Raw genomic sequence first — 22,437 nt, 5'->3', positions numbered from 1 at the left:
AAACTGCTCATCCGCTGTTATAAGAGAAGGGAGCGTATGGTAGGATATGAGCTCGAACGAGGGGACTGTGTATATGCTGCGAAACCGGGCCACGGAGGGGTCCGACGACTGGGTGAGCCCCGAACCCGCAGAAGATGTTATTGCCGATGCGGTAGTTGAAGCGACAGATCTGGATGCAGATGATATTGACGAGCTGGATACATACGTCAACAGCGAGTCACTCCGTGCGGTCGTCGGGGAGAGGACGACGGAGTCGCTGACGTTCACTGTCGAAGGACACGACGTGACGATAACGGCTGACGGTGAGGTTTCTGTCGACGGGTAACGGGCGCTGACACGTCCCCGTCCAAATGACATAAGACGGTGGCCCGAGAGCCACAGGTATGACCCGCATCGCACTCATCGCACACGACGACGAGAAGCCCGAGATGATCGACCTGGCACAGAGTTACGAAGCAACGCTTTCGGAGTTTGACCTCGTCGGGACCGGCACGACGAGCAAGCGCATCATGGCAGAGACCGACCTCACAGTCGAACGCAAGGAGAGCGGGCCGATGGGCGGCGACACACAGATCGGCGCAGAAGTCGCTGAGGGCCGGATGGACGGCATCGTCTTCCTCCGGGACCCGCTGACGGCACAGCCCCACGAGCCGGACATCTCGGCGCTCCTGCGCATCTGTGACGTTCACGACGTGCCGCTGGCGACGACGCGGGCCTCTGCAGAATACATCCTCGAAGGGCTGGCACAGGACAGAGCCGACGACTAGTTCTGCAGTCGACACCGCCTACAATCTACTTACTCAGCGTACGTCGGTCGCTCCGCGTACTCGATGGGGTCCCGTTCCCCGATTCGCTGGAAGGCTTCGAGCCGGAACGCACAGGCGTCACAGGTCCCACAGGCCGGTTCGTCGTCCCGGTAGCAACTCCAGGTGTCCGCGTAGGGGACGCCGAGTTCGACGCCGCGCTTGGCGATGTCGGTCTTGGACCACTCGACGAAGGGCGCGACGAGGGCGATGTCGGTGTCGGGCTTCGTTCCGGCGTCGATGACGCCCTGAAAGGCGTCAAAGAAGGCGGGCCGACAGTCCGGATATCCCGAGAAATCCTCACTGTGTGCGCCGATGAAGACGGCTCCGCAGTCGTTGGCCTCGGCGTAGGAGACCGCCATCGAGAGGAGGTTCGCGTTCCGGAACGGGACGTACGAGGTCGGAATCTCGTCGCTGTCGGTGTCGGCGTCCGCTACGTCCATCGAGTCGTCGGTCAGCGACGACGCGCCGATCTGAGTGAGGTGGCCGGTTTCGACGTGGAGGAAGTCAGCCGCGTCGACGTGGTCGGCCAGCGCGCTGGCACACTCGTACTCCCGGTCCTCGGTGTTTTGCCCGTAGCTCGTATGCAGCAGGTACAGGTGGTCGTAGCCGCGGGTCTGTGCTTCGTAGGCCGCCGTGGCGCTGTCCATGCCGCCTGAGGCGAGCACGACAGCGCGGGTGTCATCAGTCATCTGTTGTCGGTCAGGTCAGTCAGGTGCCCGGTGCGTCGTTCCAGAGGTCGACGTGGAGTCGCGGCGTGTATCGGTAGCCGTGCTCCAGCGCAAGGTCAGCGACCGTCTCCCGGGTCGCTTCGAGTTGGTCGCGCGTCTGTCCTTCCGGCATCAGCAGCACGTCGTCGTCACGCACGCGGGTCGACGCGGCGTCGCGGAGTCGCTTGAGGAGGCGCTCGATTTCGGCCATATCCTCGCGCCCTGTGACGACGAACTTCAGTTGCGTGTCGTAGGTTTCGACGAGTTCGGCCAGCGTCGGCACGTCGAGCCGGCGCTCGTCGTGGCGGTCCGCCCACTCGCCGTCACCGTCGGGGTCGCGGTCGGCCGTCGGCGTGCTGGAGGCCAGTTTCGGGCTGACACTGGCGAGGTCGATAGGGGCGTCCGGGACGACGGTCCCGTTGGTCTCGACCGTCGTGTGATACCCCCGGTCGGCCAGCCGCGCCAGCAAGTCCTCGCTCGAATCGTGAATGAGCGGTTCGCCGCCGGTCAGGACGACGTGGTTGGCGTCGTACTCCTCGATAGCCGCGAGCACGTCATCGACGGTAAACCAGTCATGGGTCGGCTCCCACGAGGTGTGATAGGAGTCACAGAACCAGCACCGCAGGTTACAGCCGCTGGTCCGGACGAACACGCTCGGGACGCCCGCCAGTCGGCCCTCGCCCTGAAGGGACTGGAACAGTTCGTTGATGGGGAGGTCACCCGACTCTGCGTCGGCGTCGGTCCCCTCGATATCGACCCCGGGCGCGTCGTTTGCGACCGGCATCAGCGGATACAGAGTTCGCTTGTCTCCCGAACGGAGACGGCGACATCCGACACGGTCTCGGGGAGGCGGTCGGCGAGGCGCTGTTCCAGTATCGCCGCCATGACCTCGGCTGTCGGCGGATGGTCGAGGACGACCACGGCGTCGCCGTCGCCGCTGGCGTCAAAGGCCTCGACCAGTGGGTCGCCGGCCTCAAGCAGGAAGCGGTGGTCCCACTCGTCGATTACGTCCGTAATCTCGCCCTTGTCGACGACCCACCCCTCACCGGTGAGTTCGCCGGTGACGCGGACGGTTACTTCGTAGTTGTGTCCGTGCGGGCGCGAGCATTTCCCGTCGTGATGGAGCAATCGATGGCCCGCAGAGATCCGGAGCGGCCGGTCACCGCCGACGACGAGTTCGCGTTCGCCAGCGTCGGCGAGTGTGTTATCGGCCTTCGATAGTCGCTGAGACATATCACGGTATTATCGGTCGGTGGCTTAACTCTCACGGGAACTGGCCCGCAAGTGTCTCGGTAACACGGAACTGAGATGGAAGGGACTTCAGTAGTCATCCTCCGACAGTATGCGTGCAGTGGCGGACGCGCATCGAGAGCAAATAGACAGTAGCTAATCGGACAGCGTTCACCGCAGGATGGTGCTCAGCAATCTCCAAAGCCGGTTCCGCGTCTTAGTATGGGTGCCAGATTACTCAGAGATTGTTCCGTCGTCAACGGCCGCAAGTCGTCGGTTCATCGCTTGGAGATACTCGGCGGCAGCGTCGGGATCGTCGGTATCGAGCGCGGTGTACACTTGCTCACAGCCGTGGAGCAACTGCGAGCGCAACTCACACTCCGGGAGTTTGTTCCGGCTGACCGTCTCGACCGTCGCAACCGTCTGCCGAGCCGTATCGAACTCCGCGCCGCTGATCGCCGTCTCTCCCTCTTCAGCGAGTTGTGTCAGCACCGCGTGTACGTCGCTGGGCAGATCTCTGGACACAGACGCTGTTAGGTATACACAGTGATAACGGTCGTGTTGAATGCACAGCGGAAAACGCGGCACAAGCCCCAGACGACAGTTATGATTGCTTCCGAAATGCACTGACGGTGGTTTTAATCTGTCCTGTCCCTAGCGTGTACTATGACGACCGATCGGCTGTTGTTGGTCGAAGACAGCGATTTTCTCGGGACACAACTACAGGACGCACTTCGGGGCTACAATTTCGCCGTCGCTGTCGTTTCGACTGCCCGTGAAGCAGCACGACACGTTGCCCAGAACGAGGTCGACTGTGTCGTAACGAACTACGACCTGCCGGATGAAACTGGTATTGCGCTGGCCAGGGATCTACCCGGCTCACTGCCGGTTCTCCTGCTGACAACGACCGAACTGAAATCGATTGCGGCCGAGGCGCTGGAGGCCGGTGTAACCGATTTCGTGCACAAAGACAACATTGTCGGAGAGATGAATATCGTGGCCAATCGGGTCTCCGTGGTAGTCCGTGCAGGCCGGGAGTGACCTCGAAACACGGCAGTCGGCAGCGGTGGCCCATGTTGCGAGGGACTATCGGTGGCGAACATCGGCGTAAGGGATAGGTCACTGCAGCCCACAGAGTCGGGTGTGACACGACGTGCCGTCGAACGAGAGTTCGAACGTTACCTCTCGCAGTTCGTCGACGAGACGTACGCGGCGTTTGACGTGGCAGCCGTGCTACGCGGGTCAAACGGGAGCGGAGGCCGCGTTGCGGGCAAACTGCTGAACAACAGCCGCCCACTAGAGCGCCACGTCATCCGGCCGAAACTCCAGTCCTACCAGCAACAGATACTCGACCAGCTGGAGCCGGTGCTCGATTACGCCGCCACTGACGCGGCGTTCGACACCTATGCTGACGAAGTGCTGGCCCGGGACATCTACTGGGACGCGCTCCGGGACACCGTCCGTGGCGACCGACGAGACCGGATTCGGGAGCGACTGCTGGCCCGCCAGCAGTCGTTTGGCGATGACCTCGAACCGCTGGTGGCCGCCGACAGCGACGACTTCTGGACTGCTGTCACCGACGCATACGACCAGGAGATGGCGACGGATATTGTCCAGACACACTTCGAGTTCTCCGTCCCACTACAGGAGGACCAGAACGCCTTCGCCTTCGAACTAAGCATCGACCCCGGCGAGGTGCTGGGCGGTCTCGCACGGGCCCTCCCCACGCTCGATGTCGAGTTCACCGACGAGGCATTGCGGTCGATGCGACGGGCTGAACAACAGGTCATTCCGTCGGCGAAGGCTGACGTAGAACAGGCGTACGAGTCATAGAACCCTCGTCGCCGGATGTCGGTTTCTACAGTACGCGCTCCCGGCTGGTGTTCCTCAGAAGTTCAGTCCGAAAGTGGACACGACGGCCGCCTTGGCACGTGGACGGCCGTCGCGTCAGGTATTGGTGTTGGTGTTGACTGACGACGGCAGGGATGGTTTACTCACGTCGGCTCGGTCTCGGACTCCGCGAGACCGAATAGCATGGGAGCTTGGCAGCGAACGCCGGTGACAGCGTTCACATGCGGGCTTCAGTACGTAGACCAATCGACCTGCCATCGATTTCCATGTACCCATATGGTAAATAACCTACGGAATATGTTACTTCTATACTGAGTAAATCATTATAGTCCGCCGTCAGCGACTAGAACGCCGGAACGCAGGTGGGGTCGAAAATACTAGAAATCTGGTAATTCTTTGGCACAGGTCACGGGAGTCGAACGTGGCGGTGAAGCGGGCGGCGTCGCGTCAATCGCCGAAAGGCCAATCTCCTGTAATCCGCATCCCTTCGGCGAGGTTCTGTGCTTCGAGCGCATTGGCGATCTCCGCGGGGTCTTTGTGAGCAGGCCGTGCAGAGTCGTCCGCAAGCGCCACAGCAAGTTCGGTTAGAAGGACGGCCTGTTCGCGGAACGTCCGGGGTTCCAGTTTGTCCAGCGTATCGGCGTGGGTGTGGCCCCAGCCACGTCCCTCGCCGCCGGTTTCGCTGGTCACGTGATAGCCGGGGACGCCCCGCTGCACGAACGGCCAGTGGTCGCTATGGGGGCCTTGCTCCGGCGTGAGCGAAATGGGGTGGTCAAGGCGGTCAGCCACGTCCTCGGCAGCGGCGGTAAGTGCGTCGAAGCCGTGGGTGTAACACTTCAACGTGCGACCCTGAACGACGCCGTCGAAGTTGAGCACGGCCGTTACGTCGTCGAGGGTAGTTTCGCCGGCCAGCCGATTCGAGCCGACAAGTCCGACCTCCTCGGCACCGAAGGCGACGAACTCCACGCGCGTCGCCAGTTCGTCCTCGCGGCCGGCCAGCGCGCGGGCCACCTCAACGACCATCGCCGTCCCGGCCCCGTTGTCCATCGCCCCTTCCGCGATGTCGTGGGCGTCGGCGTGGCTGGTCACCAGCAGTCGCTCGTCCGTGTCCGGTCCCAGTTCGGCGTGGACGTTCTGGCTCGTCGCCTTGGGGGTCTCGCAGTCGACGCTGAGGGTGACGTTTTCCCCGGCGTATCGGCGAGCCAGCCGTGCGCCCGTCTCGCTTGCGACGCCGATAGCCGGAATCTCGCCGATTGGTGCGTCCGCGGTGCCGACGCTCCCGGTCGGTGGCAGCACGCCGTCGACGTGGTTACGGTAGATGAACCCCGCGGCTCCCGCCTCGACAGCGTGGTAGTACTTTTCCCGCCGGTGGATATACCGGTCGTACCAGTCGGGCACGTCCGAGCGGGCCAGCACTATCTGGCCCTCGCAGTCAGCGTCTTCGAAATCCTCTGGGAGACCGTGACCGACATCGACCAGTTCGCCGGTCACCTCGCCGGCCGGCGACCGCGGGAGGGCGATGCACTCGTGGGCCTGTGTCGCGACCGGCGACCCGCCGGCGTGGACGGCGCTGTCGCCCCGCTCCCAGCCCTGTATCCCGAACTCAGAGAGCCGAGCGTCGCGGGCGTACGCCGCCAGCGCGTCTCGGGTCGCTTCTGCGGCCGCCCGTTCGCCGCCGCTGCCCGCCATCCGGTTCCCGATGTCGACCAGCGTCTCCAAGTGGTCCCACCCGACCGTGCTGGTGAACGTTTCTCCGATCCAGTCAGTATCGTCCATACGTCTCGGTGGGGCCGTGCCGGCTTTGAAATTGGGGGTCCCCGAGCCGAAATCGGCGGCGGTTACGACGACGCGAGCGGGCCGTATCGACTGGTGAGTCCATATCCAAGAACAGCCAGTGCAGTGACAGCGAGGCCGAAGCAGAGCAAGGAAAGAAGCAAATCAAGCGGCGTGACGGCTATGACCGGCTGGTTCAAGAGGCGATAGGACGCCGAAAGGAGCCCACTACCGAGAGCACTCGCGGCGAGGAACCCGCCGAAACTGGCGAGGCCGACAGCGAAGGCGGCGACAGTGCAGTACCGCTTGGACAGGTCGCGCCGCGTGGCGTCGACGTACACCAGCGCGGTGACCGCTGGCGACACGAACAGGGCGACGACAACCGGGAGGAGGGTCATACCCGGACAGTTGGCTGCAGGGCTACATAAGATCGGCTCCCGGTAACTGGCCGCTCAGCAGTCCGGGGTTGCCGTCCTCGGTATTTTATCCGGGCCGCGCGAAGCAGCCCTATGCGCGCGGCAGTGCTTGAGGCGTACGGCGAACCGCTGGCCGTCCGGGACCGTGACCCGCCGACGCCGAACCCGGACGGGGCCGTCGTCGCGGTCGAGGCGTGTGGGATCTGTCGGAGCGACTGGCACGCCTGGCAGGGCCACGGCGACTGGGCCGACGACGGCGTGCCGATGGGGCAGGTGCTGGGTCACGAACCGGCGGGTCGCGTCACCGCAACGGGCAACCAGGTGACGACAGTGTCGGTCGGCGACCGCGTCGTCGTGCCGTTCAACCTCGGCGACGGGACCTGTGGCTACTGCCGGAACGGTCACGGCAACGTCTGTACAGACGGGTGGGCGCTGGGCTTCGAATCCGATGCGCCGGGCGCGTTTGCCGAGCAGGTCGCCGTCCCGCAGGCCGACTACAACCTCGTGGGGCTACCCGACGGCGTCAGCTTCGACGCCGCGGCGGCGCTTGGCTGTCGATACGTCACAGCGTTCCACGCACTGGCCCATCGGGCCGATATCGCCGCCGGGGACCGCGTCGCGGTGCATGGCTGTGGCGGCCTCGGGCTGGCAGCCGTCCAGATCGCGTCGGCACTGGGTGCGAGCGTCATCGCCGTCGACATCCGGGACGAGCCGCTGGCGATGGCCCGTGACGCGGGCGCAAGCACCGTTGTCGACGCCAGCGCTGTCGAGGACGTGCCGGCGGCCATCGAGGGCGAAACGGACGGCGGCGCGGAGGTGTCCGTCGATGCGCTGGGCCGAGCCGAGACCTGTCAAAACAGCGTTCGGAGCCTCCGCCCACGGGGGACACACGTTCAGGTCGGGCTGACGACCAACGCCGAGCGCGGCGAGGTGGCGCTGCCGACCGACTGGATTACCCGCTGGGACATCGACGTGCTCGGCTCTCGCGGGATGCCGCCGTCGCGGTACGACGAACTCCTCCGACTGGTCGCTGACGGGCCACTCGACCCCGGTGCGCTCGTCACTCGCCGAGTCGCGCTAGAGGCGGTTTCGGAGCGGCTGGCGGCGATGACCGACTACGGAACCGACGGCATCGAACTGGTGACAGAGTTCGGTCGGTAGCGGGTACGCTTTTCGCGCTTCAGCCTGACCACCCAAGCATGTCCGACATACTGCGTGACGCTGTCGTCAACCCAGTCCGGGACGCCGTCCCGTTTCTGGTCATCACCGTCCTGTGGGTTCTCGTGATGCTCGTCCTCTACGGCCTCTTTCTCGTGACCAAGCCGGGCAATATCACCTACGACGCCTGGGTGCACGCGACGGTGTTCGTCGTCCCGGCTATCGGGTTTCTGGGGCAGGTACTCCAGCAGGCGCTGTCAGGCCAGCACCGGGCCTGAGCGGCCCCCGTCACTTCCAGGGGTTCGGGACCAGTTCTGCTTGCACCGTTGCACCGACAGCGAGATGCGTGTCGGTCGTCGGCTCGGCGATACAGAGCAGGACGTAGCCGTCCGCCAGATGCCGGTCCTTGAGCGCCCGCGGCGGGCGGTGATGGACCACATCGCCGGACAGCAACCGAGCAGTACAGGTCCCACAGGCGCCAGTCCGACAGCCAAAGGGCAGCCCGATATCCGCGGCTGCCGCGGCATCGAGTATCGTCTCACCGTCCGGCACCGCAATCGTCTCGGTGCGCTCACTGTCCCGCCAGTCCAGCAGGACCTCGGTCATCGGCTGGCCAGTCGCGTCGTCTTCATTGCCACACGTCGCTGGTGCAGTCCCCGTCGGGCCACCGAATCTCGTGGGCACGAGCAGGGCCTTCGGGGAGGTCGCCGAAGTCCACAAGGAAATCCCGATCCAGCGACATCGTTCCCGTTCGCGGGTCCACATCGGCTTTGAGCATCACCGACCCGTTCTCGGCTTCCTCGGGGAAGAACTGGTTGTCCCACGAGGAAAACAGTGAGGTCGTCCAGTACAGCCGCTCGCCGTCGAGCGAAAGCTGGAGCATCTGCGGACCCGCGACGATATCACGACCCTGAACCTGTTCGATGTCGCCGAAGTAGCCGCCAATAGAGATGGAATCCGCCTTTCGGGGGTTGGAGGGGTCCGAGATGTCGTACATCCACACCTCCCCGTGGAGCCAGCTCGACCCGAAGAGGTAGCGGTCGTCCATCGAAATGAGGATATCCGTCACCAGTGCTGGCACCGGCATGTCCCAGCCTTCGTGCTCGCGGTCGTCGAACTCGATGACCGGCTCGGCGTGGTATCTCCCGTCTGACTCGTGGAAATGAATGATATTCGAGGACAGCGCCGCGCCAACGTAGCCGTGGGTGCTCTCGGGCGTGTGCAAAAAGCGGGCTTCCAGCGGAATCAGGCCGTCCTCGCCAAGGTCGATGGTCTGCTCGATGACACCGTCTTCCCAGTCCCAGAAGTTGAGCCGCTGGCCGTACTTCCCGTCCTTGACATCGTCCAGATCGAAACCGGGGTAGTAGGTTTTCGGGGCCGCCCACTCCGTCGACAGCATCACGTTCTGGCGGGGCTGATACCAGTAGTCGTAGTTCATCTCGATCTCGCCGGGCGGGTCCCACCGACCCTCTACCTCGAAGTCGTCGTTCAATTCGAGGAATCCACCGGGGAGGTCGCCGTCAGCATCGCCGAGCATGGAGATGAGGATCTCACCGTCGGGGATGCAGTGGACGGTATGGGGCGCGGAGAGGTCGTGGTCGTACACCTGTTTCGGTTCGATGACTTTCGTCAGTTCGGGGTCGCGGCGCTCCTTTGTGTCGACGATGTGGATGCGCGAGGACCGCTGACCAGGAATGACGAGATGCCGGCGCTCCAGCCCGTCCATATGACACGAGGAGGAACAGGCGTTCCACCCGAAGTGGTGGAGTTCATCGCCCTTGTTCGGCATCTGGACCCGATTGATTATTTCGCTGTAGGTGTCGGAGTCGGGGTCGAGGTCAACGACAGCCAGAAAGTCCGGCGCGTCGACATCCTGACCAACGTGCAGGCCCATCACGTACGCGGTTCGTTCGGGCTCGGCCGCCTCGATGGCGGCCTGCGGAGTGGCATAGCCCGGCCCCTCGTGATCGTGGTCATGGTGGTCGTGTGTCTCGCTCTCGGCTGGCTGCTCTGCATCACTCATGCGTGTTAGTTACAGACACATTACATTTTAGCAACGTGTTCCGGCTGAAACAGCCGCTATATGCGTCGCGGTAATGGTGGTGTCCGGAGCGATGGACGGACCACCGCTGGCTTCACGCCAGTTGTCGCCAGCTCCAGGTCGGTTCCCAGCCAAGCAGCCGCTCAGCTTTCGTCGTGTCAATGAGCGCCGTGTAGGGGCTTCCGTCGTCGCCCGTTTGGCCCCGGTAGTCAGCGTCGGAGTACAGCTCCGCCGCGAGTTCAGCGCTCGGTGTCTCAGCGCTGGTGTCCGGAGCCGATACCCAGAGCCGCTCGTGGCCGGCGAACGACGCCTCGATGGCTGCCTCAACGAGCGCAACGGCGTCTGTGACGTGGACATAGCCACAGAGCGTGTTGCGCTGGGTGTGGAAATGGTCAGAGTTCCGAAGTCCGGCGAGGGTACGGTCGGCCTCGACAAACGTCTCCTGAGCCAGGTCATCGTCAACGACCCACGGGAACCGAAGGGATGTGATGGTCTCCGGCGCGTCCGTACTCCGGCGAGCGAACCCGTCGGCGGCGATCTCCAGTGTCTGCTTCCCCATTGCATACGGGTTCGATGGCGTGAGTCGGTGGTCCTCGTCAATCGGGAGGTAGTCGACTGTTATCAGGTCCGGTTCGAACCCGCCGCCAATAACGCTGAAACTCGACGCCAGCGCAACCGTGTCGATTCCCAGTTCGCCAGCGGCCTCCAACACATGATAGCTGGACATGACGTTGCTCTCGTAGGTCCGGTATCCCGGCGTCTGGTCGGGCGTGGGAATCATTCCGAGGTGGACGACAGTGTCGGCATCGCTCTTTGCGAGTGCACCGTACACCTCGCCCGCATCGAGCAGGTCCGTCTTGATGTACGCGTCCGAGTGTGCCTCGTCGCACTTGCCACGGGAGAGGTTGACCGTTCGATACCCGGCTGTGGTCAGATGGTCGAGGACGTGCTTGCCAATGCGGCCGTTGCCACCGGTGACGGCGACCGATTCAGGCATGCGAGGGTATGCAGCAGACAGGCCCAAAGGGGTTCCGCCGGAACACGTCGCCGCCAGTCGTCACGCCCCAGCAAGCGCCTTCCGAACGGCGTCCTTGATCGGCGTCTGGTGGATTGGCACGGCATCCTGCAGGTCCATTTCCGGGTCGACCGTGACAGGGTTCCGCATACTCTCGGCCAGCGGCCGAGCGATGGCGTACTGTACGTCTGTCGTGAATCGAAGCCAGTGCGAGGACAGGCCCGGCGTCATCACTGGCACGGGAACAATAAACACCCGCTTGCCCTTCTCGGCGGCGGTAAGTTTCAGCAGCGACTCGTAGGACCACACCGATGGCCCGCCGATGTCGTAGGTCTCGCCACGGGTCTCGTCGGCATCGAGTAACTCCACGAGGTAGCTGATAGCGTCGTCGACGCCGATGGGCTGACACGGCGTTCGGACCCACTTGGGAACGAGCATCAGCGGCAGGCGGTCGGTCAGGTCGTCGACGATCCGGAAGCTCGCGCTCTCCGGGCCGATGATGACCGCCGCCCGGAGCACTGTCAGGTCGAACGACCCCTCCGCCAGCACCGATTCGACTTCGCGCCGCGACGCCAGATGTGGCGAGAGATTCTCCTCGTCGCCGCTGATGCCGCTGAGATAGACAACTCTGTCGACGCCCGCAGCCGACGCGGAGTCCGCGAACCGACGGGCGTAGCGACGGTCTAACTCGGCAAAGTTCTCGGAGGTGAGCGAATGGATAAGATAATACGCGACATCGATATCATCACAGAGGCCATCAAGAGAGTCCGGTTCGCCGAGGTCGCCCTCAAACGGTTCAACCCCCTCGGGAAAGGACTCTTCGCTCGCGCTCCGGGAGAACGCCACCACATCGTGGCCTGCGTCGTCCAGGGCACGAACCAGTCGCCGTCCAATGAATCCGGTCGCACCCATAACGAGCACACGCATGTGTTCGTACCTTGGGTCGGAACCCCAAGGACGTTGCGGCGATTCCCGTGCAGTCCTGTCGATGTCCGGGACCACAGAACGAGACACGTGGTCTATACAGTGGGTCACAAAAAGCGGGCGGCGAGGGATTTGAACCGAGTGGAGACGGTCGCCCCCGCTTCGCTCGGTCGCTGCGACTCCCTGATTCGAATCTTCGCTGCCGGTTCACTCACAGTCTCGCTGTTGCTCGGCAGGTTCGTTACACGGGCGGCGAGGGATTTGAACCCCCGACCATCTGGTCCGGAACCAGGCGTTCTGTCCGCTGAACTAGCCGCCCACAGAAAACGGTATCAGACTGTCCGTCTTAACGGTTGTGAACCGTCAGGGTGACTCGCCGGTCTCGATAGTGAACTCGCTGGTCGGGTACGCGACACAGGTCAGGCAGTACCCCTCTTCCATGTCGTCATCCATCAGCGAGTCGTTGTTGCTGTGGCGAATGTGGTCCGTCGCCGGGCCGTCCTCAATGTGGCCGGCACAGGAGATACACTGGCCTTCGCGGCAAGCGTAGGGAAGGTCCCAGCCTTCCTCTTCGCCGGCGTCGAGAATCGTCTCGTTGTTGGCGACCTCGATTGTCTCGCCTTCCTTGGCGAATTCGATTTCGTAGTACTCGACCTCGTCGTCGGCGATGTCGTCGGGGTCGAAGCCTTCGTCTTCTTCTTCGACCGCTTCACCTTCGCCAAGTTCGCCTTCGGCCTCACCAGCCGGAATCGCTACGGCACCGCCACCACCGATAGAGCGGTTGTACGGCTCCGCAAAGTCAGTCTCGGGGACTGTCGCGGCCCGCTGCTCAAGGACCTCCTGGGAGATGTCTTCCGGTGCCTCCCAACCGGTCCCTTTGGCGTAGTGGAGCGCGACCACTATCAGGGTGAGCGTGGCCCCGGCGGCGAGTCCAACGAGTTCTACCATGTGCACGGCTATGGAATACTGGTTTAATTAGCTGTTGTTTCAGCGCGCGAGCACCGTCGACACCGCTTGACGAAGCAGCCCTCGGCACAGAACGGGGGCACAGAAAGCAACCGCAATCGGCGGCAGGGCTACTCCCGTCGTGGGACCTCGTGACGACCGAAGCCGTATCGGAGTCGGCTGGCGAGGCGGCGCGCGAAGCGACCGTCGTCAGCCCGCGAGCCGAACCGCTCGGCCAGCGACTGGTAGATGAGCGGCACTGGAACTTCCTGTTCGAGCGCTTCCTGTACGGTCCAGGTACCAGTCGACCCACCCTCCACTCGGTCGGCCACGTCGCCGAGGTCATTGCCCTCCTCGCGGAACGCCTCCTCACAGAGCTCCAGCAGCCACGAACGGATGACAGCGCCGTTGTTCCACGTGTTGGCGACTGATTCGAGGTCGAGGTCGTACCGGCCGTTAGCCAGTAGTTCGAAGCCTTCGCCGTAGGTCTGCATCAGCGCGTACTCGACGCCGTTGTGAATCATTTTGACGTAATGCCCGGAGCCCGCCGGCCCCATCCGGTCGTGGCCGTCCGGTCCGGTCGCAACGGCATCGAAGACGGGGACCAGTTCGTCGTAGGCCCACTCCGGGCCGCCGACCATCAGCGAGAAGCCCAGATCTGCACCGGCGGGACCGCCAGAGGTCCCACAGTCGAGGTATGCCGCGTCGGTCGACCCGGCGCGCCGGACCGAGTCCTCGAAGTATGAATTGCCGCCGTCGACCACGACGTCATCGCTGTCGAGTGTCGGAGCCAATTCGTCCAGCGCGGCGTCGACCGGGTCCCCGGCCGGGACCATCAGCCAGATTCGTTTCTCCGAGCCGAGTTTCGCCGCGAGGTCGGCGATGGACGATGCCGGCTGTGCACCGGCTTCAGCTGCGTCGGCGACGCTCTTCTCGTCGATATCGAAGACGACGACCTCGTGGCCGGCTTCGAGCACGCGGTCGACCACGATGCGGCCCATGCGTCCGAGTCCGATGACGCCAAGTTCCATACCGGGGAGTCGCTGACCGAACAGGTAGGGATTGCGGTTCGACAGAAAAGCGTGGCACGAACACCATCCGTGCCGTCGTCAGTCATGGTACCGCCCCGGCCGACCGTCTCGGAAGCGGTCGTGGGAGCCAGCAATTGCCACGAGTCCTGTCCCGTACTGCACCGGATACTCCGGCTCTGGAACGCAAAAAATCCACGGAATACAATCACATCGTCCGTTGTAATCCCGGGACCACCGCCGTTTTGTTCCGGCCACTCTTGGTGAGAATATGGACGACCGCATACGCGAACACGCCAGGATTCTCGTCGACTGGAGCGCTCGCATCGACGCGGGCGACGACGTGGTCGTGGCTGTCGAGGACGGCGCACACGATCTCGCAGTCGCCGTGGCCGAGCAGCTTGGCGACCGCGGCGCGAACCTCCTGTCGACGTACCAGTCGGACGAACTCACACGGGCCTATCTGCAGGCGCACGACGGGTCGTTTACCGAGAACCCAGACTACGAACTGGCACTGTACGAGCGGGCCGACAGCGTGCTGTTCCTGAAAGGGTCACGGAATACCACCGAGACGGCCGACGTGGACAGCGACCAGCGGCAGGCGTACTCGACGGCTCGACAGGAAATCAGAGAGGCTCGGCTGGATACCGACTGGGTATCGACACAGCATCCGACACGGGCGATGGCCCAGCAGGCCGGAATGGCGTACGCCGAATACAAGGATTTTGTCTACGACGCGACGCTACGGGACTGGGAGGCGCTGGCGGATGAACAGGCTCGTCTGAAGGAGATTCTGGACGACGGTTCGGAGGTCCGTATCGTCGCGGACGGCACTGACATCACGCTGTTCATCGATGGCCGTATCGCCGTCAACTCCGCCGCCAGCGTGGCCTACGACTCCCACAACCTCCCCTCCGGCGAGGTGTTCACCGCGCCCCACGATACCGCCGGCGTCGTCACCTTCGACGTGCCGATGACGATACAGGGTCGTCGCGTCAAAAACGTCGAGCTGACGTTCAAAGACGGCGTCGTCGTCGACTGGTCGGCCGAACAGGGCGGGGCTGTCATGGGCGAAATCATCGGGACCGACGGCGGTTCGCGCCAACTGGGCGAGCTCGGTATCGGGATGAACCGCGGCGTCGACCGCGTCACCGACAACATCCTCTTCGACGAGAAGATGGGCGGGACAGTCCACCTCGCGCTCGGCCGCGCGTACGATGCCTGCCTGCCCGAGGGCGAGTCCGGCAACGACAGCGCCGTCCACGAGGACCTCATCACGACGATGGGCGAGGGGTCGCGGCTCGAAGTCGACGGCGAAGTCATCCAGCAAGACGGCCTGTTCCGCTGGGAAGACGGCTTCGAGGGGTAGCGTCGTGGGACTGCGGTGCTGTGGGCCGGGAATAGATGTCATGATTCTGTGGGCCGGGAGCGCCCTGCGTGGCGCGACCCGGGGGAAGGGCAGGTTTGCCGGCGGTTGTAGCGCTGTTACTGTACCGCGAGCGGCGCGAGCGGTTTCACTCCGAGCGCGGCCGCAGGCCGCGACTCGGAGGTTGTTTTTAGCGTAGATTTTTACTGCAGGGGGTTCCCGCAGCGCCGCAGGCGCGAGGAAACCCCCTGCAGTAAAAAGGTACTTCAGATTGCGAGGAACTGCGACACCAGCCACTTCGTGAACGTCCCAGTAATAGCACCGATCCACGAGAGCACCACGAAATGCATGTACGTGTTGGCGTTGTGGCCGCCATCGACAGTCCGAATCATCAACGACGACAGCATCGCGCCGAACATGATAATGATGATAAGCAGGAACTCGATGAGCGGGATGTTGTAGACGCTGGTGTTGATGAGCGACGCGGCGTCAAGCCGGCTCCCGGTGCTCAGGTTGAGCGACATATCAGCGAGGATGTTGACGACCTGCAGGCCGATGAAGAAGGCGAAGGTCGATGCGGCGGTCATCCCGTAGAGGAGGCCAACGAGGGTGGTCGCCGCTTGCTTGCGCTTCTGCCGGAGTTGCAGCACCTGATTCATGTTCTCGGAGATAAGCTCGCCCAGTTGCTTTGGCGACCCACCCATCTCGCGGCCGATGAGGTACATCTCGGAGAAGGTCTGGATGAGATAGGAGCGGCAGTCCGCGGTGAAAAAGCGCCAAGCAGAGGTCGGCTCGATTCGCATATTCAGTCGTTTGTAGAGATTATCGATGTTGGGCGAGAGTGCGCCGAAGTCCTTCTTGCGGAGGGTGCGAAGCACCGTGCCGGTAGTAGACTGCTTCGCGCCTTCGGTCGCACCGAGCGCGCGGATGAAATTCGGGAACTCCGAATCCCGGTCCTTGATACGCTGTTCTTCCTGTCGGAAGACGAGACCGGGGATGAGCATCGGGGTGATCGGCGCAGCAGCATACATCGGGAGCGGCACTTCGTCGAACATGAAAAAGAGGTCGTTCAGCGTGATCGGCGAGATGCCGAGCATCCCGCCCAGCGTGATGAACACGAGCAGCATCGACAGCCCCACGCCGGCGACCATCGATTTGTTGAGCTTAGACTCAATCGGCGACGGGTACTCGACTGGGTGGAACCACACCGGGTCGTAGGGAGCCATCGAGCGGACAGCGAGGTAGAAGCCGGTCTGGACGAACACGAACATCACGATGACGGCGCTGACGGTCATCGTCGGGTTCGTTCCGGTCAGGACTGGCAGGACAACGGCGAACACCAGCGCGAACGTCATCGAGAGGACCATCGACAGATACAGGTCTTTCATGACCTCTAGACTGTCGAGCGAGCTCTTGTACACCGTCGAGTAGTGCTGAATAATCTGCTCCTGTTCGGTCAGGAGATAGTCATCGAGTCCCTGTCCGGCCCCAAGCGTGTACGCGAGGCGGTCGAAGAAGTCCGAAACCGCACGGCTCGGGACCTGTTTGGCGCGGCGACGGCAGGCGTCGTCGAGGCTGAGGTTCCAGGTGTCGACCAGCTGGACAATTCGGTGCATCTCCATCGCGAGTTCGCCGTACTCGTCTTCCTCGGCCAGCGTTCGGAACACCTCCATCCGGTCGATTTTCGTCGTCGCCAGCACGGTCATATGCGTGATGAGCAGGTGAAACCGGTTGTTGAGTTCTCGTTTGCGCTGGCTCAACAGGATTTTGGGGTAGAAGACTGCCGACGCCATCACCAGAAGTCCGAGTAACGGGATGGGCCCACGGATCGCGAGCGGGAGATCAATCAGAAGGGCGGCCGCCGTCGAAATAATGAAGAAGGCGACAGCCGGTAGCAGGATGAGAAAGAGATACCGCTCCATCGGAATCGTCATCTGGCGGTATGACTCAACGAGCGACTGGATCGTCTCGGAAATCGTCAGGTCAAGGTCGCTTTCGGCTTCACCCTGAGCCATCGTTAGTCGGGCCTGGCCATGTTGAACGGAATCCCTTCGACGCCGTCGCGCTGGAAGTCCGAGATGAAGTCGTTGACCTCGTGATACCCCAGAATTCCCTCCTGCATGGCCCGCTCGATGAGGTTCGCACGGAACTCGAGGTCGTCGTAGATGTCACGCGTATCCTCGTAGCCGAGCAGGGTCGCGATCTGCTCTTCGAGGACGAAGGAGTTGTTCATTCCCTGGAAGATGATTTCGTCCTCGACGGGGTCCCAGTTGAACACCTGCCGAGTGACGACACCGTCCATCTCCTTGGAGTAGCCCTCGATTTCCTGAACGCTCGTCACGCGGCGAAGGACCTGGTCGCCCTGCTTGACGCGGTTCTGGAACAGCGCCACGTCGGCCACGTCCATGAACGTCTCGGGGACGTTGATCGGTTCACCGGTGAAGCGCTGAATCATCGAAACGATGTCGCTCGCGTGGAAGGTCAGCATCACCGGGTGGCCGGTCTGGGCGGCCTGGAACGCCATCCGTCCCTCCTCACCACGAACCTCACCCACGATGATGTAGTCGGGGCGAGAACGTAGCGCGGCGGCGACCAGGTCGAACATGTCGATGCTGGTGCCCTCGTCTTCACCCTCACGAGTGAGGAGTTGCTGCCAGGTGTTGTGCGGGGGCAGCACCTCGGCGGTGTCCTCTGCGGTGTAGATCTTTGCGTCGTCAGGAATGAACGAGGTGATCGCGTTCAGCGTCGTCGTCTTCCCGGACGCCGTCTCCCCGACCACGAACACCGTCTGCTCGTTCTCCAGACAGAGCCAGAGATACGCGGCCAGTTGCGGCGACAGCGTCATCCACTTGGTAATCTGGAAGACAGACAGCGGGACATCATCGCCCTGACGAATCGTGAGCGAGGGACCCTTCAGGCTCACGTCGTCGGAGTAGATGAGGTTCAGACGCGACCCGTCCGGGAGCGTCGAGTCGACAATGGGGTCCGAGTCGGAGACCGGGTCGCCCATCCGCTCGCCCATATTGCGGAGCCACTGGTCGAAGGCTTCCTCGCTCTGCCACTCGACCGTCGTTTCCAGCATACCGTAGACGCCGTGGTCGACGTGGCATTCGCTACGGCCGATAACGTGAATATCCTCGTTGGCCGGGTCGCGCATAACCGGTTCGAGCGGGCCGAGACCGACGATATCGCGGTTCAGCCGGTAGAGGATGTTCTCGTAGGTCTCCTGTGTGACTTCGACGCTGCTCACGTCGGTAAGATTCGACAGGCGGGTAAGCACGCCGTTTTCGCTGTCCTCGTCCCGGACCTTCGTGGTCTCCTGCAGGAGTTCCTCGATGCGGTCGTCGAACTGGGCCTCGTTTTCGGGCGCGGGCTTGTTGACGCTACGCTGGAGCAGGCGGTTCCGGACCTTCCCGAAGACGGCCCGCTCGTCCTCATCAAGTTCCGGCTCAATGGCGTAGTACTTCATGTCCTGACCCACGTCGCCGTAGATATGACAGAAGATAGGGCCACCGACCGGGTACAGCACGTTCGGCCGATTCGTCTCGTAGTCGTCGTCGGCCTCGTCGATGAGCATCGGGAACTCACCGGTGATCTGTTTGAACTTCTTCAGGTGGTCCCGCAGGTGGGGCCGCCGCGCTGCCATCTGTCGAAGTTCGTCCGACGGTTTCGCACGTCCGTGGTCTGTCATATCTTAGTCACCTCTAGGCGACACTGCGCGATTCGATGACGATGCCGGTTCCCGAGCGGACCGAGAACCCGATGGTGTCACCGACCTGTTCGCCCATGCCGGCAAATCGGAGAACGTTGATCTGCCGGCGCACGTCGTTCCCGACCTCGATCATCTCCAGTTCGATGAACACGTCAGCGATGGCCCGGAACGGACCGATAGCCTCCTCATCCAGCGTCGATGGATCGACAGTGAGCATGATGCATTTACCCTGTGAAATGACGTCCCGGAAGTAGGAGATAACCTCCAGAGCGGCCTGTCGCTCCTCGTTTTGCCGGACGAGGGCCTCGAACTTGGGGTCGTTCCTGAGGATAGCGTCGAAGGTGTCGATGACGACGACGTCGGCGTCCCACATCACCTCGGCCTCCATCAGCCGCTTGAGGAGCTCCTTCCGGTCGGACTGTTCGTCACCGCCGGTAAGGGCGTTCGATTCGCCGATGTCGGCGTGCAGGAACAACACGTCCTCATCGAGGATGTGGTCGACCATGTCATACGACAGCGAGTGCATCTGGTCGAGGAAGCTCCCGACAGTGAGTTCCGTCGAGAGGTAGGTCACTTCGTGGCCCTCTTCACAGAGGCCGTAGGTGAACCGCTGGCTCATGGCGGATTTGCCGGCGCCGTAGTCACCCTCGACGAGGATGATGCTGCCGGGTGGGATACCGCCGCCCAGTTCCTTGTTCAGCCGGTCGTGGTCGTCCAGTCCGAGCGAGAATAGGTCAGTACTTGCGATACTCATGTGTTGAACTCGAACACCTCCTCGTCGCCGTTGACGATGAGTTTGAGCCGGTGGTCGCCGCCACTGAGGCTGCCGTTGATGTCGATGCGAACGACCTCACCGGGCCGCCAGCTGTTGCCACCGTTTGGCTCCAGCGTTACCGTGTAATCACTGGCGAAGGTCCCATCGACGAACACATCTATCTGTCCGGGGGTCGGGGACAACGTCTCAGACCCGGTGTTTTTGACGTGAATCGTGATCGTGTTCGCGCCGTTATCATAGATAGTGTTGCTGCCGCTGTCGGAGATGATTTCGACGTCGGTCCGGACGTCGCTGCTCACGTCCAGCCCCTGTTCCGAGACGGCGTTGCTCAGTTCGCCGATACTGCTCGTAAAGACGCCAGCCACGCTCGCGGCGATAGCCATCGACGCGATGAACAGAATCAGGTGTGAGACGGAGACGCTCGCCATGTTAGCTCACCACCATCGTTTCGGCGATGCCGTTCTCGGTGACGACTTTCACCCGGCCGGGCTGACTACTGAGCGAGGTGACGGTAATCTCTAATCGCTCCTGTGACGCCCAGATGTCCGTCGAACCGTCACCGTCGACCGTCGTGCCGTAGCCTGTGCGGTAATCGTTGTCGACCAGCAGGTCGGTCGCTTCGACCGACAGCGTCTCGGAACCGGTGTTGTCGACGGTCACGACAAGGTTGTCGTTCCCGCTGCTGTTCCACGTCGCCGACACAAGCGAGATATCGGTGTTTTGCTGGTCGAGGAGCCGGTCGCGCTGGTCCTCGCGGGCGTCGTTGACGCGTTCGAAGCCGTTCGCGGCTGCGGAGTAGAACATCCCGAAGCCGATGAACGCGGCCACGAAAATGACGGCTGCCGAGCCGCTAACGCTGAATCCCATCGGAACCACCCCCCACCAGTTTCGAGAGCGCAACGGCGTCAGCGCCGCTGTCACTGTCAAGCTGTGAGATGTAGTGCAGGCTCTCCGTGTGGTGGTCGATAGACAGCCCATCCCCGGTGTCGTTCACGCCGTCGAAGCCGCGGAGGTACTCCTTGAGCTGGTCCGCGACCGACTCGTCGATCCAGTCGATAGTCTCATAATAGTCGATAGCGCGAGCCGTCTCACGGTAGCCCGAGTGCTGGACCAGGAACTCGAGCCACTCGACGATGATGAGGTCCGCCGCGAACCCTTCCGGCATCGTCGCCAGGTAGGGTTTCCCGTCATCGTCCGCGTCCGAGCCGTCGTCTGCCGTTGCCGCATCACCGCTGCCGGTAGCCGCGGTGTCAGTCGGTTCCGGCTCTGGCTCGGGTTCAGGCTCCGCGACCGGCTCAGGCTCTGGCTCGGGTTCAGGCTCCGCGACCGGCTCAGGCTCTGGTTCGGCTTCCATAGCTTCCGTCTCGGCCTCATCAATCCCATCGTCCTCGATGACCTCGTCGAAGAGGTCGTCGTCTTCCAGCCCGCCTGCATCGCCGTCCGAATCGTCCTCGCCCAGCAGATCATCGCCCTCGTCGGCCAGCAGGTCGTCATCGTCGTCAGCAAGGAGGTCATCGTCGTCCGATTCGCCCTCAGGTTCCTCGCCCTCTGCCCACTCGGCGTCGCCGGACTCGTACTCGTCTTTGAGCTCTGCGAACGATTTGCCGCCGTCACCATCGTCGCTGTCCTCGTCCATACTCTCCCCGTCGTCCATGCTCATCCCATCGTCCATGCTCATGTCGTCCTCCGTGTCGTCGAAGTCGTCGAGCTCCTCGTCGAACGACCCGCCGTCGTCCTCGAAGCCGCCCATGTCGTCGCCGCCGTCATCGGGAAACATATCGTCGACACCGCCATCGTCCATCGACATGTCACCGCCAGTGTCATCCGTCAGGTCTTCGTCGAAGAACCCTTCTGCGTCGGCGTTGGCGACATCGTCGTCGATGTCCTCCTCGGTATCGTCACTCCCGTCGTCGTCGAACAGGCCGAAGGAGCCGCCGCCTTCGCCCATGCCGCCCATGCCGCCGTCGACATCATCGGCGAAGGGGTTGACGCCACGGGTGACCATCTCGTAGATGTCGAGCAGCTTCCGGACGTTCTCCTCGGTTTCTTCGACAGATTCGGAGATGCTCTCGTTTTCCGTCCGCACCGTGTTGACCGTCGAGGAGAGGCTACCGACCTCGTTTTCCAGTTCGTCGAGTCGGTGTTCCAGCTCGTCGGTGTCAGGCCCGCTCGCGTCCTCCATATCGCCGAACTCGTCATCACCGAACCCACCCATGTCGTCGCCGTCGTCGTCGAGGCCGCCGAGGCCACCGAGATCGTCGCCACCACCGCCGAGATCGTCGCCACCGCCACCGTCGTCACCCATCAGGCCGCCGCCGTCGGCCATCCCGCCGCCACCGTCGTCGCTTGCGTTCTCGCTCTCGTCGTCCGATAGAATCGAATCGAACATATTCTTGATGCTCATACCAACCAGCCCGCCGGTCAGCAGAACAAAGAGGGCGGGTGCCAGTCCAGCCAGTTCCGGTGAGACGGCTGGAGCCAGTGGCACGAGAGCGAGACTACTCATCTCTTGTATCTCACGCTTTTTCTACTCTTGAATATTCCCCTTAGCGTATCATATTTGATAATAATATCCCATTTTCCCGGCACAGATGGGGTAAATTAACGATCCAAGTACTAGCCTGTTACATTTCAGATTAATTTCGAGCGGAAAGCCGGGGAACAGAGTGTGGCAGTGCGCCCCCGGCAGA

General features: G+C 62.7%; 25 protein-coding genes and 1 tRNA gene. 7 read left to right on the top strand and 19 right to left on the bottom strand.

All coding sequences use genetic code 11. The annotated features are described in order from the left end of the window. Window positions 1-46: 46 nt before the first annotated feature. Together G9C82_RS11570 and G9C82_RS11565 are read left to right on the top strand one after the other, a co-directional pair. Window positions 47-325: a HalOD1 output domain-containing protein gene (locus G9C82_RS11570; RefSeq protein ID WP_007189292.1), complete on the top strand. Its 279-nt coding sequence runs from the start codon at window positions 47-49 to the stop codon at window positions 323-325. Between the two features lie 58 nt (window positions 326-383). Beyond that, window positions 384-767 (top strand): methylglyoxal synthase, encoded by a 384-nt coding sequence (locus G9C82_RS11565; protein ID WP_007189293.1) that lies wholly within the window; start codon window positions 384-386, stop codon window positions 765-767. Between the two features lie 29 nt (window positions 768-796). Here the strand turns inward: G9C82_RS11565 and queC are convergent, their stop codons facing one another. The 4 genes from queC to G9C82_RS11545 form a co-directional block, all read right to left on the bottom strand. Then, a complete protein-coding gene (gene queC / locus G9C82_RS11560; RefSeq protein WP_127014165.1) occupies window positions 797-1,495 on the bottom strand; it encodes a 7-cyano-7-deazaguanine synthase QueC in 699 nt (232 codons plus the stop codon). Between the two features lie 19 nt (window positions 1,496-1,514). Next, window positions 1,515-2,297, bottom strand: coding sequence for a 7-carboxy-7-deazaguanine synthase QueE (locus G9C82_RS11555; protein ID WP_127014164.1), 783 nt, complete (start codon window positions 2,295-2,297; stop codon window positions 1,515-1,517). Further along, complete coding sequence (locus G9C82_RS11550; protein ID WP_127014163.1) at window positions 2,297-2,746, bottom strand: 6-pyruvoyl tetrahydropterin synthase family protein; 450 nt, start codon at window positions 2,744-2,746, stop codon at window positions 2,297-2,299. Before G9C82_RS11550 ends, G9C82_RS11555 begins: the two co-directional genes overlap by 1 nt. A 231-nt stretch (window positions 2,747-2,977) precedes the next feature. Further along, the gene (locus G9C82_RS11545; protein ID WP_127014162.1) at window positions 2,978-3,268 is read right to left on the bottom strand and encodes a hypothetical protein; all 291 of its coding nucleotides are present in this window, start codon (window positions 3,266-3,268) and stop codon (window positions 2,978-2,980) included. 141 nt (window positions 3,269-3,409) lie between these two features. Here G9C82_RS11545 and G9C82_RS11540 point away from each other — a divergent pair, with 141 nt between their 5' ends. Beyond that, window positions 3,410-3,784 (top strand): response regulator, encoded by a 375-nt coding sequence (locus G9C82_RS11540; RefSeq protein WP_127014161.1) that lies wholly within the window; start codon window positions 3,410-3,412, stop codon window positions 3,782-3,784. Between the two features lie 102 nt (window positions 3,785-3,886). Then, the gene (locus G9C82_RS11535) at window positions 3,887-4,576 is read left to right on the top strand and encodes a hypothetical protein (RefSeq protein WP_127014160.1); all 690 of its coding nucleotides are present in this window, start codon (window positions 3,887-3,889) and stop codon (window positions 4,574-4,576) included. A 465-nt stretch (window positions 4,577-5,041) separates the two neighbouring features. Here G9C82_RS11535 and G9C82_RS11530 read toward each other — a convergent pair whose 3' ends face one another. After that, window positions 5,042-6,370 carry a M28 family peptidase gene (locus G9C82_RS11530; RefSeq protein WP_127014159.1) on the bottom strand — a complete coding sequence of 443 codons (1,329 nt, stop codon included), beginning with the start codon at window positions 6,368-6,370 and terminating at the stop codon, window positions 5,042-5,044. Window positions 6,371-6,432: 62 nt separating this feature from the next. Next, window positions 6,433-6,765, bottom strand: a complete 333-nt coding sequence (locus G9C82_RS11525; protein ID WP_127014158.1) for a hypothetical protein — start codon at window positions 6,763-6,765, stop codon at window positions 6,433-6,435. A gap of 111 nt (window positions 6,766-6,876) precedes the next feature. Between G9C82_RS11525 and G9C82_RS11520 the strand changes: the two genes are divergently transcribed. Continuing rightward, window positions 6,877-7,944 (top strand): zinc-dependent alcohol dehydrogenase family protein, encoded by a 1,068-nt coding sequence (locus G9C82_RS11520; RefSeq protein WP_127014157.1) that lies wholly within the window; start codon window positions 6,877-6,879, stop codon window positions 7,942-7,944. 38 nt (window positions 7,945-7,982) lie between these two features. Continuing rightward, window positions 7,983-8,219, top strand: coding sequence for a hypothetical protein (locus G9C82_RS11515; RefSeq protein ID WP_004958673.1), 237 nt, complete (start codon window positions 7,983-7,985; stop codon window positions 8,217-8,219). Window positions 8,220-8,229: 10 nt separating this feature from the next. Here G9C82_RS11515 and G9C82_RS11510 read toward each other — a convergent pair whose 3' ends face one another. The 7 genes from G9C82_RS11510 to gnd all read right to left on the bottom strand — a co-directional run bounded on the left by G9C82_RS11510 (window position 8,230) and on the right by gnd (window position 13,921). Beyond that, window positions 8,230-8,547, bottom strand: coding sequence for a 2Fe-2S iron-sulfur cluster-binding protein (locus G9C82_RS11510; RefSeq protein WP_007189301.1), 318 nt, complete (start codon window positions 8,545-8,547; stop codon window positions 8,230-8,232). 22 nt (window positions 8,548-8,569) lie between these two features. Next, window positions 8,570-9,964, bottom strand: a complete 1,395-nt coding sequence (locus G9C82_RS11505) for a selenium-binding family protein (protein WP_127014156.1) — start codon at window positions 9,962-9,964, stop codon at window positions 8,570-8,572. Window positions 9,965-10,076: 112 nt separating this feature from the next. Then, window positions 10,077-10,979 carry an NAD(P)-dependent oxidoreductase gene (locus G9C82_RS11500; protein ID WP_127014155.1) on the bottom strand — a complete coding sequence of 301 codons (903 nt, stop codon included), beginning with the start codon at window positions 10,977-10,979 and terminating at the stop codon, window positions 10,077-10,079. Window positions 10,980-11,039: 60 nt separating this feature from the next. Next, window positions 11,040-11,924 (bottom strand): NAD(P)H-binding protein, encoded by an 885-nt coding sequence (locus G9C82_RS11495; protein WP_127014154.1) that lies wholly within the window; start codon window positions 11,922-11,924, stop codon window positions 11,040-11,042. Between the two features lie 243 nt (window positions 11,925-12,167). Further along, window positions 12,168-12,240, bottom strand: a tRNA-Arg gene (locus G9C82_RS11490). Window positions 12,241-12,284: 44 nt separating this feature from the next. Further along, entirely contained in the window at window positions 12,285-12,869 is a 585-nt protein-coding gene (locus tag G9C82_RS11485; RefSeq protein ID WP_004958689.1) for a 2Fe-2S iron-sulfur cluster-binding protein, read from the bottom strand. Between the two features lie 128 nt (window positions 12,870-12,997). Then, window positions 12,998-13,921 carry a phosphogluconate dehydrogenase (NAD(+)-dependent, decarboxylating) gene (gnd, locus tag G9C82_RS11480; protein WP_277601720.1) on the bottom strand — a complete coding sequence of 308 codons (924 nt, stop codon included), beginning with the start codon at window positions 13,919-13,921 and terminating at the stop codon, window positions 12,998-13,000. A 244-nt stretch (window positions 13,922-14,165) separates the two neighbouring features. On the opposite strand from gnd, the gene G9C82_RS11475 reads away from it, so the two are divergent. Next, the gene (locus G9C82_RS11475) at window positions 14,166-15,263 is read left to right on the top strand and encodes an aminopeptidase (RefSeq protein WP_127014152.1); all 1,098 of its coding nucleotides are present in this window, start codon (window positions 14,166-14,168) and stop codon (window positions 15,261-15,263) included. A 263-nt stretch (window positions 15,264-15,526) separates the two neighbouring features. Here the strand turns inward: G9C82_RS11475 and flaJ are convergent, their stop codons facing one another. The 6 genes from flaJ to G9C82_RS11445 are packed head-to-tail and all read right to left on the bottom strand — an operon-like array spanning window position 15,527 to window position 22,253. Continuing rightward, window positions 15,527-17,275 carry an archaellar assembly protein FlaJ gene (flaJ, locus tag G9C82_RS11470; protein WP_127014151.1) on the bottom strand — a complete coding sequence of 583 codons (1,749 nt, stop codon included), beginning with the start codon at window positions 17,273-17,275 and terminating at the stop codon, window positions 15,527-15,529. A gap of 2 nt (window positions 17,276-17,277) precedes the next feature. Beyond that, the gene (locus G9C82_RS11465; RefSeq protein ID WP_127014150.1) at window positions 17,278-18,951 is read right to left on the bottom strand and encodes a type II/IV secretion system ATPase subunit; all 1,674 of its coding nucleotides are present in this window, start codon (window positions 18,949-18,951) and stop codon (window positions 17,278-17,280) included. Window positions 18,952-18,964: 13 nt separating this feature from the next. After that, window positions 18,965-19,726, bottom strand: a complete 762-nt coding sequence (locus tag G9C82_RS11460) for an ATPase domain-containing protein (protein ID WP_004515259.1) — start codon at window positions 19,724-19,726, stop codon at window positions 18,965-18,967. Then, entirely contained in the window at window positions 19,723-20,175 is a 453-nt protein-coding gene (locus G9C82_RS11455) for a CARDB domain-containing protein (protein ID WP_127014149.1), read from the bottom strand. The genes G9C82_RS11460 and G9C82_RS11455 overlap by 4 nt, the downstream gene beginning before the upstream one ends. 1 nt (window position 20,176) lies before the next feature. After that, entirely contained in the window at window positions 20,177-20,614 is a 438-nt protein-coding gene (locus tag G9C82_RS11450) for a flagellin (protein ID WP_127014148.1), read from the bottom strand. Then, the gene (locus tag G9C82_RS11445) at window positions 20,598-22,253 is read right to left on the bottom strand and encodes a FlaD/FlaE family flagellar protein (protein ID WP_127014147.1); all 1,656 of its coding nucleotides are present in this window, start codon (window positions 22,251-22,253) and stop codon (window positions 20,598-20,600) included. Before G9C82_RS11445 ends, G9C82_RS11450 begins: the two co-directional genes overlap by 17 nt. Window positions 22,254-22,437: the final 184 nt, after the last annotated feature.

It is taken from the genome of Haloarcula sp. R1-2 (assembly GCF_011627385.1).
GTDB classification, from domain to species: domain Archaea; phylum Halobacteriota; class Halobacteria; order Halobacteriales; family Haloarculaceae; genus Haloarcula; species Haloarcula marismortui.
The sequence above is the reverse complement of the archived record's forward strand: the minus strand, read 5'-3'. Positions and strand labels throughout refer to the sequence as shown.

Coding starts and splice junctions, on each gene's coding strand:
- G9C82_RS11570 (WP_007189292.1), top strand. CDS start 47: ATGAGCTCGAACGAGGGGACTGTGTATATGCTGCGAAACCGGGCCACG.
- G9C82_RS11565 (WP_007189293.1), top strand. CDS start 384: ATGACCCGCATCGCACTCATCGCACACGACGACGAGAAGCCCGAGATG.
- queC (WP_127014165.1), bottom strand. CDS start 1,495: ATGACTGATGACACCCGCGCTGTCGTGCTCGCCTCAGGCGGCATGGAC.
- G9C82_RS11555 (WP_127014164.1), bottom strand. CDS start 2,297: ATGCCGGTCGCAAACGACGCGCCCGGGGTCGATATCGAGGGGACCGAC.
- G9C82_RS11550 (WP_127014163.1), bottom strand. CDS start 2,746: ATGTCTCAGCGACTATCGAAGGCCGATAACACACTCGCCGACGCTGGC.
- G9C82_RS11540 (WP_127014161.1), top strand. CDS start 3,410: ATGACGACCGATCGGCTGTTGTTGGTCGAAGACAGCGATTTTCTCGGG.
- G9C82_RS11530 (WP_127014159.1), bottom strand. CDS start 6,370: ATGGACGATACTGACTGGATCGGAGAAACGTTCACCAGCACGGTCGGG.
- G9C82_RS11525 (WP_127014158.1), bottom strand. CDS start 6,765: ATGACCCTCCTCCCGGTTGTCGTCGCCCTGTTCGTGTCGCCAGCGGTC.
- G9C82_RS11520 (WP_127014157.1), top strand. CDS start 6,877: ATGCGCGCGGCAGTGCTTGAGGCGTACGGCGAACCGCTGGCCGTCCGG.
- G9C82_RS11515 (WP_004958673.1), top strand. CDS start 7,983: ATGTCCGACATACTGCGTGACGCTGTCGTCAACCCAGTCCGGGACGCC.
- G9C82_RS11510 (WP_007189301.1), bottom strand. CDS start 8,547: ATGACCGAGGTCCTGCTGGACTGGCGGGACAGTGAGCGCACCGAGACG.
- G9C82_RS11505 (WP_127014156.1), bottom strand. CDS start 9,964: ATGAGTGATGCAGAGCAGCCAGCCGAGAGCGAGACACACGACCACCAT.
- G9C82_RS11500 (WP_127014155.1), bottom strand. CDS start 10,979: ATGCCTGAATCGGTCGCCGTCACCGGTGGCAACGGCCGCATTGGCAAG.
- G9C82_RS11495 (WP_127014154.1), bottom strand. CDS start 11,924: ATGCGTGTGCTCGTTATGGGTGCGACCGGATTCATTGGACGGCGACTG.
- G9C82_RS11485 (WP_004958689.1), bottom strand. CDS start 12,869: ATGGTAGAACTCGTTGGACTCGCCGCCGGGGCCACGCTCACCCTGATA.
- G9C82_RS11475 (WP_127014152.1), top strand. CDS start 14,166: ATGGACGACCGCATACGCGAACACGCCAGGATTCTCGTCGACTGGAGC.
- flaJ (WP_127014151.1), bottom strand. CDS start 17,275: ATGGCTCAGGGTGAAGCCGAAAGCGACCTTGACCTGACGATTTCCGAG.
- G9C82_RS11465 (WP_127014150.1), bottom strand. CDS start 18,951: ATGACAGACCACGGACGTGCGAAACCGTCGGACGAACTTCGACAGATG.
- G9C82_RS11460 (WP_004515259.1), bottom strand. CDS start 19,726: ATGAGTATCGCAAGTACTGACCTATTCTCGCTCGGACTGGACGACCAC.
- G9C82_RS11455 (WP_127014149.1), bottom strand. CDS start 20,175: ATGGCGAGCGTCTCCGTCTCACACCTGATTCTGTTCATCGCGTCGATG.
- G9C82_RS11450 (WP_127014148.1), bottom strand. CDS start 20,614: ATGGGATTCAGCGTTAGCGGCTCGGCAGCCGTCATTTTCGTGGCCGCG.
- G9C82_RS11445 (WP_127014147.1), bottom strand. CDS start 22,253: ATGAGTAGTCTCGCTCTCGTGCCACTGGCTCCAGCCGTCTCACCGGAA.